Consider the following 16,155-nt stretch of genomic DNA (forward strand, 5'->3'; position numbering starts at 1 on the left):
CGGTGCGGTCCGTGACGGCGTCGGCGGTGACATCCGCCAGGAGGGCGGCGTGAACCGGGTGGCGGCCGCGCCGCCGAGGGCGTCGTTGGCCGGCAGGACGGTGGCGGCGGTCGCCGCGGTGGGCCGGATGGACGGGTTGATGCTGGTCGCCGTAGCCGCCCTGGGGGTCATCGGCACGATGCTGGTCTGGTCTTCGACCAGGACCTGGGCGGCCGGCTCCACCGGACTGGTCAAGAAGCACATCCTCAACCTCGTCATCGGGGCCGTGCTGGCCGGTACGGCCGCGATGCTGGACCACCGGACGCTGAGAACCTTCGCGCCGCTGGTGTACGGCGTGACGCTGATCGGGCTGCTTCTGGTGATCACACCCCTCGGCAGCACGGTGAACGGCGCACACTCGTGGATCATGCTGGGCGGTGGTTTCGCGTTCCAGCCCTCGGAGTTCGCCAAGCTCGGCCTGGTGCTGATGCTCGCCATGCTGCTGGCCCAGCCCGCTCGCGGCACCGACCGGCCGAGGAGTTTCGACGTCGTGATCGCGCTGGTGGTGGCCGTCTTCACCATGGGGTTGGTGATGCTCCAGCCCGACCTGGGAACCACGATGGTCATCGGGGTGATCACGGCCGGTGCGATCGTCGTGGCCGGCGCCCGCAAGCGCTGGATCGGCGGGCTCACCCTCGTCGTGGTCGGCGCGGGGGTGGCCGTCTGGTTCCTCGACATCCTGGAGCCGTACCAGATCGCCCGGTTCACCGCGTTCCTCAACCCGGCCAGCGATCCACGCGGGGTCGGCTACAACAGCACCCAGTCGTTGATCGCGATCGGGTCGGGGGAGGTGTTCGGCAAGGGGCTGTTCGGGGGTGGTCAGACCACCGGCCGCTTCGTACCCGAGCAGCACACCGACTTCATCTTCACGGTGGCGGGGGAGGAGTTCGGCTTCCTCGGTTCGGTCACCGTGGTGGCACTGCTCGGGGTGATCCTGCTGCGGGGGGTGCGGATCGCGCGGGAGTGCGAGGACCGGTTCGGCACGCTGGCGGCCGGGTCGATCGTGTGCTGGCTGGCCTTCCAGTCGTTCGTCAACATCGGGATGACGGTCGGGATCATGCCGATCACCGGTCTTCCCCTGCCGTTCGTCTCCTACGGCGGCACAGCCACCTTCGCCAACATGATTGCTTTTGGGATACTTCAAGCGATTCACATGCGTCGGCAGTCCTTCTAGCACCGGCATGGGTGACTGCCTATGGCACTCTCTCCAGGCGGATATTCTTGATGCCATGTCTGTCGAGTCGCTGTTTCCCCGTCTGGAAGCGCTCCTGCCCAGAGTGCAGAAGCCGATCCAGTATGTTGGAGGTGAGCTCAACTCGGCCGTCAAGGACTGGGACGAGACGACGGTCCGCTGGGCGTTGATGTATCCGGACGCCTACGAGGTCGGTCTGCCCAACCAGGGCGTCCAGATTCTCTACGAGATCCTCAACGAGCTGCCGGAGACGCTGGCCGAGCGGACCTACGCGGTCTGGCCCGACCTGGAGGCGCTCATGCGCGCCGAGGGCGTACCTCAGTTCACGGTCGACGCGCACCGTCCGGTACGGGCGTTCGACGTGCTCGGTCTCTCCTTCTCGACCGAGCTCGGCTACACCAACATGCTGACCGCGCTGGATCTGGCGGGCATCCCGCTGGAGGCGTCGGAGCGGGGCGACGATGATCCGATCGTCCTGGCCGGCGGTCACGCGGCGTTCAATCCCGAGCCGATCGCCGACTTCCTCGACGCCGCCGTGCTGGGCGACGGGGAGCAGATCGCCATCGCGATCACCGAGGTCATCCGCGAGTGGAAGGCCGAGGGCTCGCCCGGCGGGCGCGACGGGCTGCTGATGCGGCTGGCCGAGTCCGGCGGGGTCTACGTGCCGAAGTTCTATGACGTCGACTACCACCCCGACGGCCGTATCCAGCGCGTCGCACCCAACAGGTCGGGTGTGCCGTGGCGGATCCACAAGCACACGGTCATGGATCTGGACGAGTGGCCGTACCCGAAGAAGCCGCTGGTCCCGCTGGCCGAGACCGTGCACGAGCGGTTCAGCGTGGAGATCTTCCGCGGCTGCACCCGGGGTTGCCGGTTCTGCCAGGCCGGCATGATCACCCGCCCGGTGCGTGAGCGTTCGATCACCACGATCGGCGACATGGTCGAGGCGGGCGTGAAGGCGTCAGGTTTCAACGAGGTCGGCCTGCTGTCGCTCTCCTCGGCCGATCACTCCGAGATCGGTGAGGTCGCCAAGGGGCTGGCGGATCGTTACGAGGGCACCAACACCTCGCTCTCGCTGCCCTCGACCCGGGTCGACGCGTTCAACATCGACCTGGCCAACGAGTTCTCCCGCAACGGCCGACGCTCCGGTCTGACGTTCGCCCCCGAGGGCGGCTCCGAGCGGATGCGCAAGGTGATCAACAAGATGGTCACCGAGGAAGACCTGATCAGGACCGTCACCACCGCGTACACCCAGGGCTGGCGGCAGGTGAAGCTCTACTTCATGTGCGGCCTGCCCACCGAGGAGGACGTCGACGTCGAGGGCATCGCCGACCTGGCCAAGAAGGTGATCAAGGCCGGCCGGGAGGCCACCGGGTCGCGCGACGTCCGCTGCACGGTCTCCATCGGTGGCTTCGTTCCCAAGCCGCACACCCCGTTCCAGTGGGCCGGCCAGGCCGACCACGAGACGGTCGACCGCAGGCTCAGGGCGTTGAAGGAGGCCCTGCGCGGTGACAGGGAGTACGGCCGGGCGATCGGCCTGCGCTACCACGACGGCAAACCCTCGATCGTGGAAGGCCTGCTGTCGCGGGGCGACCGCCGGGTCGGGGAGGTCATCCGCGCGGTGTGGGCGGACGGCGGCCGGTTCGACGGCTGGAGCGAGCACTTCTCCTACCAGCGCTGGATGGACGCCGCGGCCAAGGTCGGCGTCGACGTCGACTGGTACACCACCCGCGAGCGCGAGGAGAACGAGGTCCTGCCCTGGGACCACCTCGATGCCGGTCTCGACCGCGAATGGCTCTGGCAGGACTGGCAGGACGCGGTCAACGACGTCGAGGTCGAAGACTGCCGATGGACCCCGTGCTACGACTGCGGCGTCTGTCCCACGATGGGGACGGAGATCCAGATCGGGCCCACCGGGAAGAAGCTGCTGCCACTGACGGTTGTCTGAGGTAGGCGGTGCGTGAGCGCCGCCCACCAGGAGACGACCACGACTTTGGAAGGACGACACCACCCTGAAACCCGCTCCCGACGGGCCGCCGCCCGCGCCAGTGGTGCAGCGCCTCCGTGTGCGCTACGCCAAGCGCGGCCGCCTGCGCTTCACCAGCCACCGCGACATCTCCCGGGCGCTTGAACGCGCGGTCCGGCGAGCCGACGTCCCGGTGGCGTTCAGCGCGGGCTTCTCGCCCCACCCGAAGATCTCCTATGTGGGAGGGGCCGCACCCACCGGGGTCGCCAGCGAGGCCGAATACCTCGAGATCAGCCTGACGCGCGAGTGTGACCCGGAGCGGCTGCGAGTCGCTCTGGACGCCTCGTTGCCTCCCGGTCTCGACGTACTCGACGTCGTGGTGGCCGGCCCCGCGAGTCTGGCCGACCAGATGGAGTGCTCGGCGTGGGAACTGCGGCTGCCCGGAGCCGATCTCGCCCTCGCCGGTGTCGCGGTTGAGAAATTCGTCGCCACCGATCACGTCGAGGTCGAACGCCTTACCAAGAAGGGGATGCGACGTTTCGACGCGCGGGAGGCGGTGCTGAGCCTCGCGGCATTTGAGGGCAAAGGGACAACAGCAGGTCAGGCGTCCAGTCGGCCATGTGTCATACTTCGCATGGTTGTACGGCACGCAACTCCTGCCGTTCGACCCGACGACGTTCTCACTGGACTGCGTCTTGTGGCTGACTTCGCGCCGCCGGTGCCCCCCGAGGTGACCAGGCTGGCGCAGGGCCCGCTGGACGTTCGCACCGGTGAGCCCGCTGATCCGTTCGGCCTGGACCGCGACATTACGCGCGGCGGCGAAGCGGAACCGGTGGGCAGGCACGTCGGCGGCGACATATAGGACTTGGCGCCGGGCTATGAGCCTGGCGGACAGTGAGAGACGAGAGCTCCCGCGCGGCGCGGAGACGTGCCCGGGAGCTGAACGGGAGAGCGCCCGCATGCTCGACAACGAGCCCAACGCCGGGGTCAACAGCCTCGGTGGGGATACGACAACAGAAGAGACGCGGCCACCGGCGCCCCGGCGCAGGGCCGCGAGCCGACCTGCGGGACCTCCGCCGGAGGTACCGGATTCGGTTCCCGAGGTCGTGACGGCACCCGCACCCCGGGCGGCGTCCGGCATCTCGCCGGAACCGTCGGAGGCCGGTGCGTCCGGGCCCGCGGCGGAGCCCGCGAAGGCCGCGGAACCCGCCGAGGCCGAGGAGGCGAAGGCGGCGGCGCCCAAGCGCGCCACCAGGCGCAAGGCCGCCGCGACGGACGGCACCGTCACCACCGCGCGGCGTAGTCGTGCGAAGAAGGTGACCGAACCGGTCGCCGAGCCTGTCGAGACGGCGGACGCAGAGGCGGCGCCCGCGGCGCCCGCCGCCGTCCAGGAGCCCGCCACCCCTGTCAAGCGCACCCGTACGCGCAAGAAGGCGGTCGTGCAGGAGGAGCCGGCCGTGGCCGAGGAGGTCACCGGTGAGGCGCCCATGGCGGGAGCGGAGGAGACCGAGGCGGAGCTGCTGCTCGAACTGCCCGTCGACGAACCGCTCGACGACGAGCCGGCGGGTGAGGAAGTCGTCGAGGAACGGCGGCCGGGGCTGTTCGCCGACCCCTTCGGGCTGGTCGCCCAAGAACGTTCCGAGGTGCCCTCGGTGACCTTCCAGGCACCCGCGGCGGTGTTCCAGCCGCTGTTCCAGGCCCCCGACCCGCAGCGGGCCACGCAGCCCGCCGCCCGGCTCGCGCCGGTCCAGCCTCCCGCGCCGCAGCCGGAGCCCGAGCCCGTCGAGGCGAAGGCCGCCGAGATCGCCGAGGAGCCCGAGGACGAGGACACGGACGGAGACGAGGACGCCGGTGGCCGTCGGCGTCGGCGCCGCAGGGGCGGTCGGGGCCGTGGCAAGACGCGGGACCTCGACGAGAGCGAGGAGACCGAGGCCGAGCAGGACGAGGAGGACAGGCCCGAGGCTGAGCAGGACGAGGACTCGGAGAGCGGCAGCTCGCGCCGGCGTCGCCGCAGGCGGCGCAGGGGCGCCGACGAGGCGGGTGAGGTTCACGACGATCCGCCGAACACCGTGGTGCGCATCCGCGCGCCCCGCGCCGGGCGCAGCACCTCGGTGGACGAGGTGCAGAGTGTGCGAGGCTCGACCCGTCTGGAGGCCAAGAAGCAGCGCCGCCGCGAGGGGCGCGAGCTTGGCCGCAGGCGTCCGCCGATCATCACCGAGTCGGAGTTCCTGGCCCGCAGGGAGTCCGTCGAGCGCATGATGGTGGTCCGCCGTACCGGCGGGCGCACCCAGATCGCGGTACTGGAGGACGGGGTCCTCGTCGAGCACTACGTCAACCGCGAGGCGAGCCAGTCGTACGTGGGCAACGTCTATCTCGGCAAGGTGCAGAACGTCCTGCCGAGCATGGAGGCCGCGTTCGTCGACATCGGCAAGGGCCGTAACGCGGTGCTGTACGCCGGAGAGGTGAACTTCGACACCGCCGGGCTGGAAGGACAGCCCAAGCGGATCGAGGTGGCGCTGAAGTCGGGCCAGTCGGTGCTGGTGCAGGTCACCAAGGACCCGATGGGTCACAAGGGCGCCCGCCTGACGAGCCAGATCAGCCTGCCCGGGCGCTACCTGGTCTACGTGCCCGACGGCTCGATGACCGGGATCAGTCGCAAGCTCCCCGACAAGGAGCGCACCCGCCTCAAGAGCATCCTCAAGAAGGTCATGCCGGAGAACGCCGGGGTCATCGTCCGCACGGCCGCCGAAGGCGCGTCGGAGGACGAGCTGAGCCGCGACGTGGCCAGGCTGTCGGCGCAGTGGGAGAACATCCAGCGCAAGGCCAAGTCGGCCAGCGCGCCGGAGTTGCTCTCCTCCGAGCCGGACCTGACGGTCCGGGTGGTCCGAGACGTGTTCAACGAGGACTTCTCCTCGCTGGTCGTCGCGGGAGACGAAGTGTGGGAGACGGTCGACGAGTACGTCCGTTACGTCGCCCCGCACCTGGCCGACCGCCTCGGCAGGTGGGAGGAGGACGGCGACGTCTTCGCCGCCTACCGGATCGACGAGCAGATCGCCAAGGCGATGGAGCGCAAGGTCTGGCTGCCCAGCGGTGGCTCGCTGGTGATCGACCGGACCGAGGCCATGACCGTGGTCGACGTCAACACCGGCAAGTTCACCGGTCAGGGCGGCAACCTCGAGGAGACCGTCACCCGCAACAACCTGGAGGCGGCCGAGGAGATCGTCCGCCAGCTCAGGCTGCGCGACATCGGCGGCATCATCGTCATCGACTTCATCGACATGGTGCTGGAGAACAACCGGGACCTGGTGCTGAGGCGGCTGCTGGAGTGCCTGGCCCGCGACCGTACCAAGCACCAGGTCGCCGAGGTCACCTCCCTGGGCCTGGTCCAGATGACGCGTAAGCGGGTCGGTCAGGGCCTCCTGGAGGCGTTCTCCACGGTCTGCGAGTGCTGCAACGGCCGCGGCCTGCACGTCTCGACCGAGCCGGTCGAGGGCAAGCCGGAGCCGCGTGGTACGCAGGGCAAGATGGCGGTCGAGAAGGCCGTCGCGGAGAAGCTCGGCAAGGACGGTAGCCACGCTGTGGCGGCCGGTGACCAGTCGGGTCGTGATACGGTGACCGATGCGCTTGATGGCGTCCAGAACGAGGACGGTCAGGCAGCACAGGCTTCTGGCCGGGGGCGGAGACGCTCCCGCAAGGCCAGGCCGGCCGAGTAGGTCCTGTCCCGCAGATTCTGCCGTGGCGTGGGTCTGCCGGATGGTGTCTCGTAGGGCGGAAGAGGAGCTCATAGCGTGCTATGGGTGACGGAGACCGTCGCGAGGCCCCGTCCGGTGACCAAGGCAGGCAGAAGATCCAAGGAGCAGGTCCTGAGGTCGGCACCCCCGACGTTCCGCCCGGTTCGACCAGGACACCGTCAATCCGGTATTCTGGTGAACCGGTGCGCTCATGGCGCGCCCTGTTCGCGCGCCTACCCGGTACGTCATCAATGACCACAGCCGGATGCGGGGCGCAGCATCCAGCGAGCAAGCAGTCAGAAGAAGGGTTCCGCGGTGTACGCGATCGTTCGTTGCGGCGGCAGGCAGCAGAAGGTCTCCGTCGGTGACGTCCTTGAAGTGGACAAGGTCGCCGGCGAGGTCGGTTCCACGGTTTCGCTGCCGACGGTCCTCGTCGTCAACGACGGCGACGTGACCACCGAGGCGGGCAAGTTCACGGTTGCCGCCGAGATTCTCGGTGAGACCAAGGGTCCGAAGATCCGGATTCTGAAGTACAAGAACAAGTCGGGGTACAAGAAGCGCCAGGGTCACCGTCAGCGGTACACCCAGGTGAAGATCACCGGCATCGACCAGGCCTGAGTTTCGGGAGTTTTGCGAGATGGCACACAAGAAGGGCGCGTCGTCCACTCGGAACGGCCGCGACTCCAACGCCCAGCGGCTCGGTGTGAAGCGCTTCGGTGGTCAGCTGGTCAACGCCGGCGAGATCATCGTTCGTCAGCGTGGCACCCACTTCCACCCCGGCGACAACGTCGGCCGTGGCAGTGACGACACGCTGTTCGCGCTGGCCGCAGGCCACGTTCTGTTCGGTGTCAAGCGCGGGCGCCGCGCGGTGAGCATCGTTCCGGTCGCGGAGTAGATTCGCACCGACAGACGTTGAGGGCAGGGGTGGATCGCATTCGGCGGTCCACCCCTGTTCGCGTTTTCCGCAGAAGTTCCCGTAGATAGAGGTAGGAAAGTAGAGATGCCGGACTTTGTGGACCAGGTGGTCCTGCACATCAAGGCCGGTGACGGGGGAAACGGCTGCGCCTCTGTCCATCGGGAGAAGTTCAAGCCGCTGGGAGGTCCGGACGGGGGCAACGGCGGCCGCGGCGGCGACGTGATCCTGGAGGTGGACGCCAACACGGCGACGCTCCTGGAGTACCACCGCCGCCCGCACCGCAAGGCCGACAACGGCAAGCAGGGGCAGGGCTCCAACCGCGACGGCGCCAACGGTCCCGACATCGTCATCCCGGTACCGGACGGCACCGTGGTCAAGGACGCCGACACCGGTGAGGTCCTCATCGACCTGGTCGGCGCGGGCACCCGCTATGTGATCGCCGAGGGCGGGCACGGCGGGCTCGGCAACGCCGCGCTGGCCTCCACCAAGCGCAAGGCCCCCGGTTTCGCGCTGCTCGGCGAGCCCGGCGACGAGCTCGACGTGATGCTGGAGATGAAGAGCGTCGCCGACGTGGCGCTGGTCGGCTTCCCCAGCGCGGGCAAGTCCTCCCTCATCGCGGCCCTCTCCGCCGCCCGGCCGAAGATCGCCGACTACCCGTTCACCACGCTGGTCCCCAACCTCGGGGTGGTCACCGCGGGCGCGACCGTCTTCACGGTCGCGGACGTGCCAGGCCTGATCCCCGGCGCCTCACAGGGCAAGGGCCTGGGGCACGAGTTCCTGCGCCACGTCGAGCGCTGCAACACACTGGTGCACGTGATCGACTGCGCCACGATGGAGCCGGGCCGCGACCCCATCAGCGACTACGAGGCGATCGAGGCCGAGCTCGCGGCATACGGCAAGCTGGAGGACCGGCCGCGCCTGGCGGTGCTCAACAAGTCCGACGTGCCCGACGCCCGCGACCTGGCCGACATCGTCGGGCCGATGCTCGAGGAGCGGGGGCTCCGGGTCTTCTCGATCTCCGCGGCCACCCACGAGGGGCTCAAGGAACTGACCTACGCCATGGGGGAGATGGTCGCCGCGGCCAGGGCCGCCGCCCCCGCCCCCGAGCCGACCCGACTGGTCATCAGGCCCAAGCAGCACGGTGACACGGGATTCGTCGTCCGCCGGGTCGACGAGGACACCTTCCAGGTCACCGGGGCCAAGCCGGAGCGGTGGATCCGCCAGACCGACTTCACCAACGACGAGGCCGTGGGCTATCTGGCCGACCGGCTGGAGCGGCTGGGTGTCGAGGAGGAGCTGACCAAGGCCGGGGCGAAGGCCGGGGCCGAAGTGATCATCGGTTCCATGGAGAACGGCTACATCTTCGACTGGCAGCCGACGCTCAACGCCGAGGCCGTGCACCAGGGGCCGCGCGGGTCGGACAACCGGCTCGGTTAGTACGCCTTCCGCTGTTCTCTCAATGATCATTTTTGAAAGGTGCGTGTCGTGGACTCTGCGCGCGAACGGATCCGTAAGGCCTCACGCCTCGTCGTGAAGGTGGGTTCGTCCTCGCTCACCACTCCGCAGGGAATGATCGACGTCGACCGGGTGGACGCCCTGGTCGATGTGCTCGGCGCCCGACGGAAGTCCGGTACCCAGATCGTGCTGGTCTCCTCGGGCGCGATCGCGGCGGGCCTCGGCCCGCTGGGCCTGGCGGCCAGGCCACGCGACCTCGCCACCCAGCAGGCCGCGGCCTCGGTCGGCCAGGGCGTGCTGGTGGCCCGCTACACCTCCTCCTTCGCCCGGTATGGTCTGCGGGTCGGTCAGGTGTTGCTGACCGCCGACGACATGATGCGCCGCTCGCACCACGTCAACGCCGAGCGCACGCTGGCACGCCTGCTCGAACTGGGTATCGTCCCGGTGGTCAACGAGAACGACACCGTGGCCACCGACGAGATCCGGTTCGGCGACAACGATCGCCTCGCGGCCCTGGTCGCCCACCTGACCAGGGCCGACGCGCTGGTGCTGCTCTCCGATGTGGACGCCCTCTACGACGATGACCCCCGCCGCCCCGGCGCCCGCCGGCTCACCGAGGTGCGCGGGCCCTCCGACCTCCTCGGGGTCGAACTCGGCAAGGGCGGCGCGGTCGGCACCGGTGGCATGATCACCAAGGTTCAGGCTGCGAAGATCGCCACAGGGGCGGGTGTTCCCGTGGTGCTGACCGCCGCCGCGCACGCGGCTCAGGCCCTCGCGGGAACCGATGTCGGCACCTACTTCCACCCGGAGGGCCGCCACCCGGGCACCCGCCTGCTCTGGCTGGCCCACGCCACCACCGGCCGAGGCCGGCTCCACCTGGACTCCGGCGCCGTCGAGGCCGTGGTGAACCGCCGCAAGTCACTGCTTCCCGCGGGGGTCACGGCGGTCGAGGGCGACTTCGCGGCGGGCGACCCGGTGGATCTGTGCGAGCCGCGCGGCCAGGTGGTCGCGCGCGGCCTGGTCAACTTCGACGCGGGGGAGATCCCCGAGCTGCTCGGCCGTTCCACCAGGGAACTGGCGACGGCTCTGGGGCCCGAGTACGAGCGAGAGCTCATCCACCGTGACGACATCGTCATACTGGAATCCCACCACTAGTTCTTTTGGGAGCGCGAGATGTCCGAGGACTTCCTGAAGGTAGCCCTGGCGGCTAAAGAGGCCGCCGCCGAGCTGGCCCCGCTGCCGAGGGCGCCGAAGGACGCCGCGCTCCGGGTGATCGCGGACGCGCTCGTGGCCGGGTCCGCCGAGATCGTCGCGGCCAACGCGCTCGACGTCGAGAGGGCCAGGGAGAGCGGGACCTCCGAATACATGATCGACCGTCTCAGTCTCGACGAGGCCAGGATCGAGGCGATCGCCGAGGCGGTCCGTCAGGTCGCCGACCTTCCCGACCCGGTGGGTGAGGTGATCCGGGGCAACACGCTGCCCAACGGACTGGAGTTGCGCCAGCTCCGGGTCCCGCTCGGGGTGATCGGCATCATCTACGAGGGCCGGCCCAACGTGACCGTGGACGCCGCGGCGCTCTGCCTCAAGAGCGGCAACGCCACCCTGCTGCGCGGCTCCTCCAGCGCGTACGAGTCCAACAAGGTCCTCGTCAGGATCATGCAGGAGGCGCTGGCGGACACTGAGGTGCCCGCGGGGGCCGTCCAGCTGGTTCCCGGGCTGACCCGTGACTCGGTCAAGCAGCTCATGCGGGCCCGCGGCCTGGTCGACGTGCTGATCCCGCGCGGCGGGGCCTCGCTGATCAATTCGGTGGTGGAGGAGTCCACGGTCCCGGTGATCGAGACCGGCGTGGGCAACTGTCACGTCTACGTCGACGCCGATGCGGACCTCGACCTGGCGATCCAGATCCTGATCAACGCCAAGGTCCAGCGCCCCTCGGTCTGCAACTCCGCGGAGACGCTCCTGGTGCACGCGGCCGTGGCGGACGCCTTCCTGCCGCGCGCGCTGGCCGCCCTGGCGGCGGAGGGTGTCACGGTGCACGGCGACGCCCGCGTCGCGGCGTACGGCGACGTGGTACCCGCCGAGGAGGAGGACTTCCGGATGGAGTACCTCTCGCTGGACATCGCGGCCGCCGTGGTCGACTCGCTGGAGGAGGCGGTCGCGCACATCAGGAAGTACGGCTCGGCCCACACCGACGCGATCGTCACGCGCTCGGTCAGCGCCTCCCGCAGGTTCGTCGCCCTGGTCGACTCCGCGGCCGTGGCGGTCAACGCCTCGACCCGGTTCACCGACGGCGCGGAGTTCGGCTTCGGCGCGGAGATCGGCATCTCCACCCAGAAGCTGCACGCGCGCGGCCCCATGGGCCTGCCGGAGCTGACCTCGACCAAGTGGGTCTACACCGGCGAGGGACACCTGCGCACCAGCGAGGGCACGGTCCTCGCCTCGGCCGAAGCCGGCCTGAGGTAGGGGGCGTGGGGCCGGGGAGTGTTCCCGACGCCGGGGAGCAACGGCATCGGGAACACTCCGCGAGCCGCACGGCACGGGTGTGATCCACCTCTGGCCGTCGCCGAGCGTTATGGTGTGTCGCTCCATGTGATCACGGTCACTTGTGGTTTGACTGGGCTTCATGGAAATCGTCGTTGCGTTCCTTTTCATAGCTTTTGTCGTTTTTGCTGTGGACCGTTTGCTGCTGTTCATGGAGAGCCGCGGGCACGTCAACTGGCGCCGCACCCGGCGCCGCGACCTGTCGGCGGAACCTGCCGCGGAGCTCGACAGCCTGCTGGAAGACCCGGTCCGCGAGCCCACGCGCGGGCCCTGAGACGCTCCGCCCGCGGTCTGGCCCGAGCCTGGCGAGGCGCACGAGGAGGCGCGCGTCCCGCCATACCGATCTTTCCGGGAGTCCGGCGTGCCATCGGGAAAACGTCACACTCGCCCGCTATGGTGTGGTCTCCTACGGCTGGACAGCAGGGAAGCGAGCAGGAGCGAGCGACCCGATAGGCGCAGCGGTCCCTGACCCATGTGGCCGACGCAGGAGGTCATATGGGTCGTCTCGGGCGGGTCGGTCCTTACACGTTGCTGGAGCGTCTCGGCCGGGGAGGCATGGGGGAGGTCTACCTCGCCGCCGGCCGCCGTGGAGACAACGTCGCGCTCAAGGTCCTCCACGACATGGTCGACACCGACTCCGAGGCCCGGATACGTCTGGAGCGGGAGGTACGTGCCCTTCGCCGGGTCGAGAGCCCCTACGTGGCCCGAGTCGTCGACGCCGACCTCAACGGTGACCGGCCCTACCTGGTCATGGAGCACATCGAGGGAGAGACCCTCCTGGAGCGGGTGCGGCGCGGCGGTCCCCTGGAGGGCGGCCTGCTCACCCTCGCGCAGGGGCTGGCCACCGCCCTGTCGATCATCCACGCGGCCGGGGTCGTCCACCGCGACCTCAAGCCCGCCAACGTGCTGGTCAACGAGGACGACGAGCCCGTCCTCATCGACTTCGGCATCGCCCACGTGCTGGACGCCACCAGACTCACCCTGACCGGCACCTTCCTCGGCACCCCCGGTTACGCGGCCCCCGAGCTGTTCGCCGACGAGCCCGTGGGCGAGCCCGCGGACGTGCACGCCTGGGCGGCCACCGTGGCCTTCGCCGCGACCGGCAGGCCCACCTTCGGCAGGGGCACGGTCGAGGCACAGATGTACGCGATCCTCAACGGTCAGGCCGATCTCGAGGGTGTCCCGGCGGCCCTGTTGCCCCTGATCCGCGCGGCCCTGCACCGCGAGCCGGCCAAGCGCCCCACCGCGGCCCTCCTCGCCGGCCGCCTCGGCCGCCTCGCCCGGGTGGCCTCGCCCGAGGCGGGAATCTCCCAGAAAGCGGTCGGCTCCGCAGGGAAGAACGGCGGGTCCAGGAAACAGGAGAGCCGTCCCAAGCCCCGCGCCAAGGGCGACGAACCCGCGAGGAGCGGCCGATCGGCCAGGGCGGAGACGGGCAAGGGAAGGCCGCCCGTCCCGGCGGCGGAAGGCTCGGCGGGGTCCGCGCGGGCGGTACGCCCCCCTGCCGCCACGGAGGGCACGTCACGCGCCGGACGGGCGGCGCTCGCCTCAGGTGAGGCACCCCGTGCGGGGCGAGCGCTCTCCGCGGCGGCTGAGACGTCGCGGGGCGGGCGTCAGGCATCCCCGGCCACCGAGGCGCCCAGCGGTGGACGTGCGGCTCTCACGGCGGGTGAGACGTCGCGGGGCGGGCGTTCCTCCGCCGCGGACGGTAGGGCGCCCCGACGCCGGGCGGGCAGACGGTCCGGCGGCGCTGCCGGGGAGACTCAGGTCCCTGGCCGGGCGGGGCCGCTGCCCACGGGCAACGCGGCGTTGCTCCTGCTGGCGGTGCTGGCCGTGCCGTGCGTCGTGGCCACGGTCATCTGGCCGCCGGCCACCTTCGCCGTCACCGGCCTGTTCGCCGCGCTGGCCCGCGCGCTCTGGGGCGGGCACTGGCTGGTCAGGAAGCGCAAGTCGGCCAGGGTCCGGGTGGCCCTGCGGGTGCTGGGCTTCCCGGTGATCCTCGCCGTCTCACTGCTGACCGTACTGGCCTGGCCGGGGCTGCCGGCGGCCGCCCTGGCGGGTCTCGCGCTCTGGCTGACCCTCGGTGGCTCGCTGCCATCGGAGTGGTGGCTGCACTCGGCCCCGGTCGCCGTCTCCGGCGTCGTGTTCGGCGTCGTCTGCGGTGGCCTCCTCGGCCGGGAGATCGAGCGGATCGGCGCCGAGCTCGTCGAGCTCCGCAAGGAGGGGCTGCGCGCGCTCGCGGTGCTGGGCGGCTTCGTCGCCCTGTGCTCGGCGGCCGTACGCGCGATCGCCCTCCTCGTGTAGGGGGCGTCCTTTCGTCAGGGAGGCCCCGGCGTCGGGTGCCGCCCGATGGTGGGGTTCGCGTCGGCTCAGGTCTAACGAAAAAGGGCCCGGAGGGGGTCCGGGCCCTTTTGGTGGAACTCTCGGTTAATTTCCATCGCGGCGGGAGAAGCGGTTGAAGATGCGCTCCCCGGCGTTGACGGCACCTTCCGCCACGTCGCGCAGGACACCGATGAACGGGTCCTGCGACTGTGACCAGGACTCGCGGTAGGAGCGGGCGGCAGCCCGGACCTCCTCGGAGATCTTCGCGTTGGAGTCGTCGGCGCGGCGGGGGTAGTCACCGGCGATGATCGTGTCGTACTCGCCGCCACGGCGCCACTTGTCGAGCTCGGCGACGCGGGAGACGGCGAACGGGTGGGTGGTGCCCAGCAGGTTGAGGACCTTGAGCAGGCCGTCGCGGACGTCGCCCGCGGTGTCGTACTCCCGTGCCTGGTCGAGGAAGGCCTCGATGTTCATCTCGTGCAGGCGCGAGCCGCCGGCGAGCTTCATCAGGGCACGCAGCGCCGCATCGGGGTCCTGACCGCAGAGCAGGCCGCCGCGGTCGGCGGAGAGCTCGGACTTGCGCTGCCACTCCTCCAGGCCGGCCACGATCGCGCGCAGGCCGATGTAGCCGAGCGGGATCCAGGCCACGCGCGCGGCCAGACGGGTCAGGATGTCGAGCATGGTGCGGTAGACGGCATGGCCCGACAGGATGTGGGCGGTCTCGTGGCCGATGACGAAGCGCTGCTCCTCCGAATCCATCAGGTCCAGCAGGCCGGTCGTGACGACGATGAACGGGTCGTCGAAGCCGATCGCCTTCGCCTGCACCAGCGGGCTCTGCTGCACGTAGACCTCGGGAATGCGGTGGAGGTCGAGCGTGTAGGCCGCGTCGCGGCCCATGTCGTGCAGCGCTCGGAACTGCGTGTCACCGGTGCGTACGGCCGAGGCGAGGTAGATCAGGCGCAGGCGGCGCTCGCTGACCAGGCCGGACATCTGCTTGAGCACCGTGTCGAATCCGCTGAGCGATCGGAGGGCGACCAGCGCGGACCGGTCAGTGGGATGTTCGTAGGCGCGTGAGCTGATGCCGGGAAGCTGCACGCGGTTGCGATCCGGGGTGGTGGTCATGTCCGGCATGCTACGTCGGGTCTGCCTGCCACGCGCGGGGGGTGATTAAAAGCTCTGTACGGCTTGCGCGTATGGTCCGTTTCATGATGAACGCGCCTACCGGTCGGGGGAAGCGGCGCCTGGGCGTCATGGGCGGGACCTTTGATCCGATCCACCATGGTCACCTGGTCGCGGCCAGCGAGGTCGCCCACCACTTCGATCTCGACGAGGTGGTCTTCGTGCCCACGGGACGGCCCTGGCAGAAAGCCGACAGGACCGTCTCCGCCGCGGAGGACCGCTATCTCATGACGGTCATCGCGACCGCGTCCAACCCTCGCTTCTCGGTGAGTCGCGTCGACATCGACCGCCCAGGGCCGACCTTCACCATCGACACGCTCCGGGAGATCTCCTCTGCCTGGGGGCCCGACGTCGATCTCTACTTCATCACCGGCGCCGATGCCCTGGCCCAGATCCTGAGCTGGCGCGACGTCGACGAGCTGTTCACCATCGCGCACTTCGTGGGCGCCACCAGGCCCGGCCACGTCCTGCACGACCCCGGCCTTCCCGAGGGGAAGGTCAGCCTGGTGGAGATCCCGGCGCTGGCCATCTCGTCGTCGGAGTGCCGCGAGCGGGTGGCCGCCGGGGAGCCCATCTGGTACCTCGTGCCCGACGGCATCGTCCAGTACATCAACAAGCGCGGCCTCTACGGCAGGGCGTCATCTGAAGGGGGGCGTCCTTGGCGGGTGGGGCAGGGCAGGCCGGAAGAGATTCCGTGAATCGCGATGATCTGCAGAAAAGACGCAAGTTAGAACGTGTTTCGCTATGATTCGAGAAGTTTGCGTGGGGCGGGTATCCACAGTTCGGCCGGCTTGATCGTCGAACGCCCCGGGCACCC

Annotated in this window: 13 protein-coding genes; 12 read left to right on the forward strand and 1 reads right to left on the reverse strand. The window is 69.7% G+C overall.

The window, feature by feature from the left end:
* Positions 1–49 precede the first annotated feature (49 nt).
* The 11 genes from rodA (at position 50) to ACFQVD_RS43840 (ending at position 14,141) form a co-directional block, all read left to right on the forward strand.
* Positions 50–1,213: a rod shape-determining protein RodA gene (gene rodA, locus ACFQVD_RS43790; protein ID WP_343977170.1), complete on the forward strand. Its 1,164-nt coding sequence runs from the start codon at positions 50–52 to the stop codon at positions 1,211–1,213.
* A gap of 55 nt (positions 1,214–1,268) precedes the next feature.
* The gene (locus ACFQVD_RS43795) at positions 1,269–3,179 is read left to right on the forward strand and encodes a TIGR03960 family B12-binding radical SAM protein (protein ID WP_343977167.1); all 1,911 of its coding nucleotides are present in this window, start codon (positions 1,269–1,271) and stop codon (positions 3,177–3,179) included.
* 100 nt (positions 3,180–3,279) lie between these two features.
* On the forward strand, positions 3,280–4,059 hold the full coding sequence (locus tag ACFQVD_RS43800) for a TIGR03936 family radical SAM-associated protein (protein ID WP_343977164.1): 780 nt from the start codon (positions 3,280–3,282) through the stop codon (positions 4,057–4,059).
* A 97-nt stretch (positions 4,060–4,156) separates the two neighbouring features.
* On the forward strand, positions 4,157–6,910 hold the full coding sequence (locus ACFQVD_RS43805; RefSeq protein ID WP_343977161.1) for an Rne/Rng family ribonuclease: 2,754 nt from the start codon (positions 4,157–4,159) through the stop codon (positions 6,908–6,910).
* Positions 6,911–7,243: 333 nt separating this feature from the next.
* Entirely contained in the window at positions 7,244–7,546 is a 303-nt protein-coding gene (gene rplU / locus ACFQVD_RS43810; RefSeq protein WP_030924785.1) for a 50S ribosomal protein L21, read from the forward strand.
* A 19-nt stretch (positions 7,547–7,565) separates the two neighbouring features.
* Positions 7,566–7,823: a 50S ribosomal protein L27 gene (rpmA, locus tag ACFQVD_RS43815; protein ID WP_030924780.1), complete on the forward strand. Its 258-nt coding sequence runs from the start codon at positions 7,566–7,568 to the stop codon at positions 7,821–7,823.
* Positions 7,824–7,928: 105 nt separating this feature from the next.
* A complete protein-coding gene (gene obgE / locus ACFQVD_RS43820) occupies positions 7,929–9,281 on the forward strand; it encodes a GTPase ObgE (protein WP_343977151.1) in 1,353 nt (450 codons plus the stop codon).
* Between the two features lie 48 nt (positions 9,282–9,329).
* Positions 9,330–10,454 carry a glutamate 5-kinase gene (gene proB / locus ACFQVD_RS43825; protein WP_343977148.1) on the forward strand — a complete coding sequence of 375 codons (1,125 nt, stop codon included), beginning with the start codon at positions 9,330–9,332 and terminating at the stop codon, positions 10,452–10,454.
* An 18-nt stretch (positions 10,455–10,472) separates the two neighbouring features.
* Entirely contained in the window at positions 10,473–11,762 is a 1,290-nt protein-coding gene (locus ACFQVD_RS43830; protein ID WP_343977145.1) for a glutamate-5-semialdehyde dehydrogenase, read from the forward strand.
* 208 nt (positions 11,763–11,970) lie between these two features.
* A complete protein-coding gene (locus tag ACFQVD_RS43835) occupies positions 11,971–12,114 on the forward strand; it encodes a hypothetical protein (protein ID WP_364157869.1) in 144 nt (47 codons plus the stop codon).
* A gap of 221 nt (positions 12,115–12,335) precedes the next feature.
* Positions 12,336–14,141: a serine/threonine-protein kinase gene (locus ACFQVD_RS43840; RefSeq protein WP_386273969.1), complete on the forward strand. Its 1,806-nt coding sequence runs from the start codon at positions 12,336–12,338 to the stop codon at positions 14,139–14,141.
* 123 nt (positions 14,142–14,264) lie between these two features.
* Here the strand turns inward: ACFQVD_RS43840 and ACFQVD_RS43845 are convergent, their stop codons facing one another.
* Complete coding sequence (locus tag ACFQVD_RS43845) at positions 14,265–15,290, reverse strand: M48 family metallopeptidase (RefSeq protein ID WP_343977137.1); 1,026 nt, start codon at positions 15,288–15,290, stop codon at positions 14,265–14,267.
* A gap of 74 nt (positions 15,291–15,364) precedes the next feature.
* Here ACFQVD_RS43845 and nadD point away from each other — a divergent pair, with 74 nt between their 5' ends.
* On the forward strand, positions 15,365–16,036 hold the full coding sequence (nadD, locus tag ACFQVD_RS43850) for a nicotinate-nucleotide adenylyltransferase (protein WP_343977134.1): 672 nt from the start codon (positions 15,365–15,367) through the stop codon (positions 16,034–16,036).
* Positions 16,037–16,155 lie beyond the last annotated feature (119 nt).

Source organism: Streptosporangium amethystogenes subsp. fukuiense (assembly GCF_042665875.1).
Lineage (GTDB): Bacteria > Actinomycetota > Actinomycetes > Streptosporangiales > Streptosporangiaceae > Streptosporangium > Streptosporangium fukuiense.

Bases quoted from the DNA above. Each gene is read 5' to 3' on its own strand.
- obgE (WP_343977151.1), top strand. From the start codon at position 7,929: ATGCCGGACTTTGTGGACCAGGTGGTCCTGCACATCAAGGCCGGTGAC.
- ACFQVD_RS43845 (WP_343977137.1), bottom strand. From the start codon at position 15,290: ATGCCGGACATGACCACCACCCCGGATCGCAACCGCGTGCAGCTTCCC.
- ACFQVD_RS43805 (WP_343977161.1), top strand. From the start codon at position 4,157: ATGCTCGACAACGAGCCCAACGCCGGGGTCAACAGCCTCGGTGGGGAT.
- ACFQVD_RS43795 (WP_343977167.1), top strand. From the start codon at position 1,269: ATGTCTGTCGAGTCGCTGTTTCCCCGTCTGGAAGCGCTCCTGCCCAGA.
- rpmA (WP_030924780.1), top strand. From the start codon at position 7,566: ATGGCACACAAGAAGGGCGCGTCGTCCACTCGGAACGGCCGCGACTCC.
- nadD (WP_343977134.1), top strand. From the start codon at position 15,365: ATGATGAACGCGCCTACCGGTCGGGGGAAGCGGCGCCTGGGCGTCATG.
- ACFQVD_RS43840 (WP_386273969.1), top strand. From the start codon at position 12,336: ATGGGTCGTCTCGGGCGGGTCGGTCCTTACACGTTGCTGGAGCGTCTC.
- ACFQVD_RS43830 (WP_343977145.1), top strand. From the start codon at position 10,473: ATGTCCGAGGACTTCCTGAAGGTAGCCCTGGCGGCTAAAGAGGCCGCC.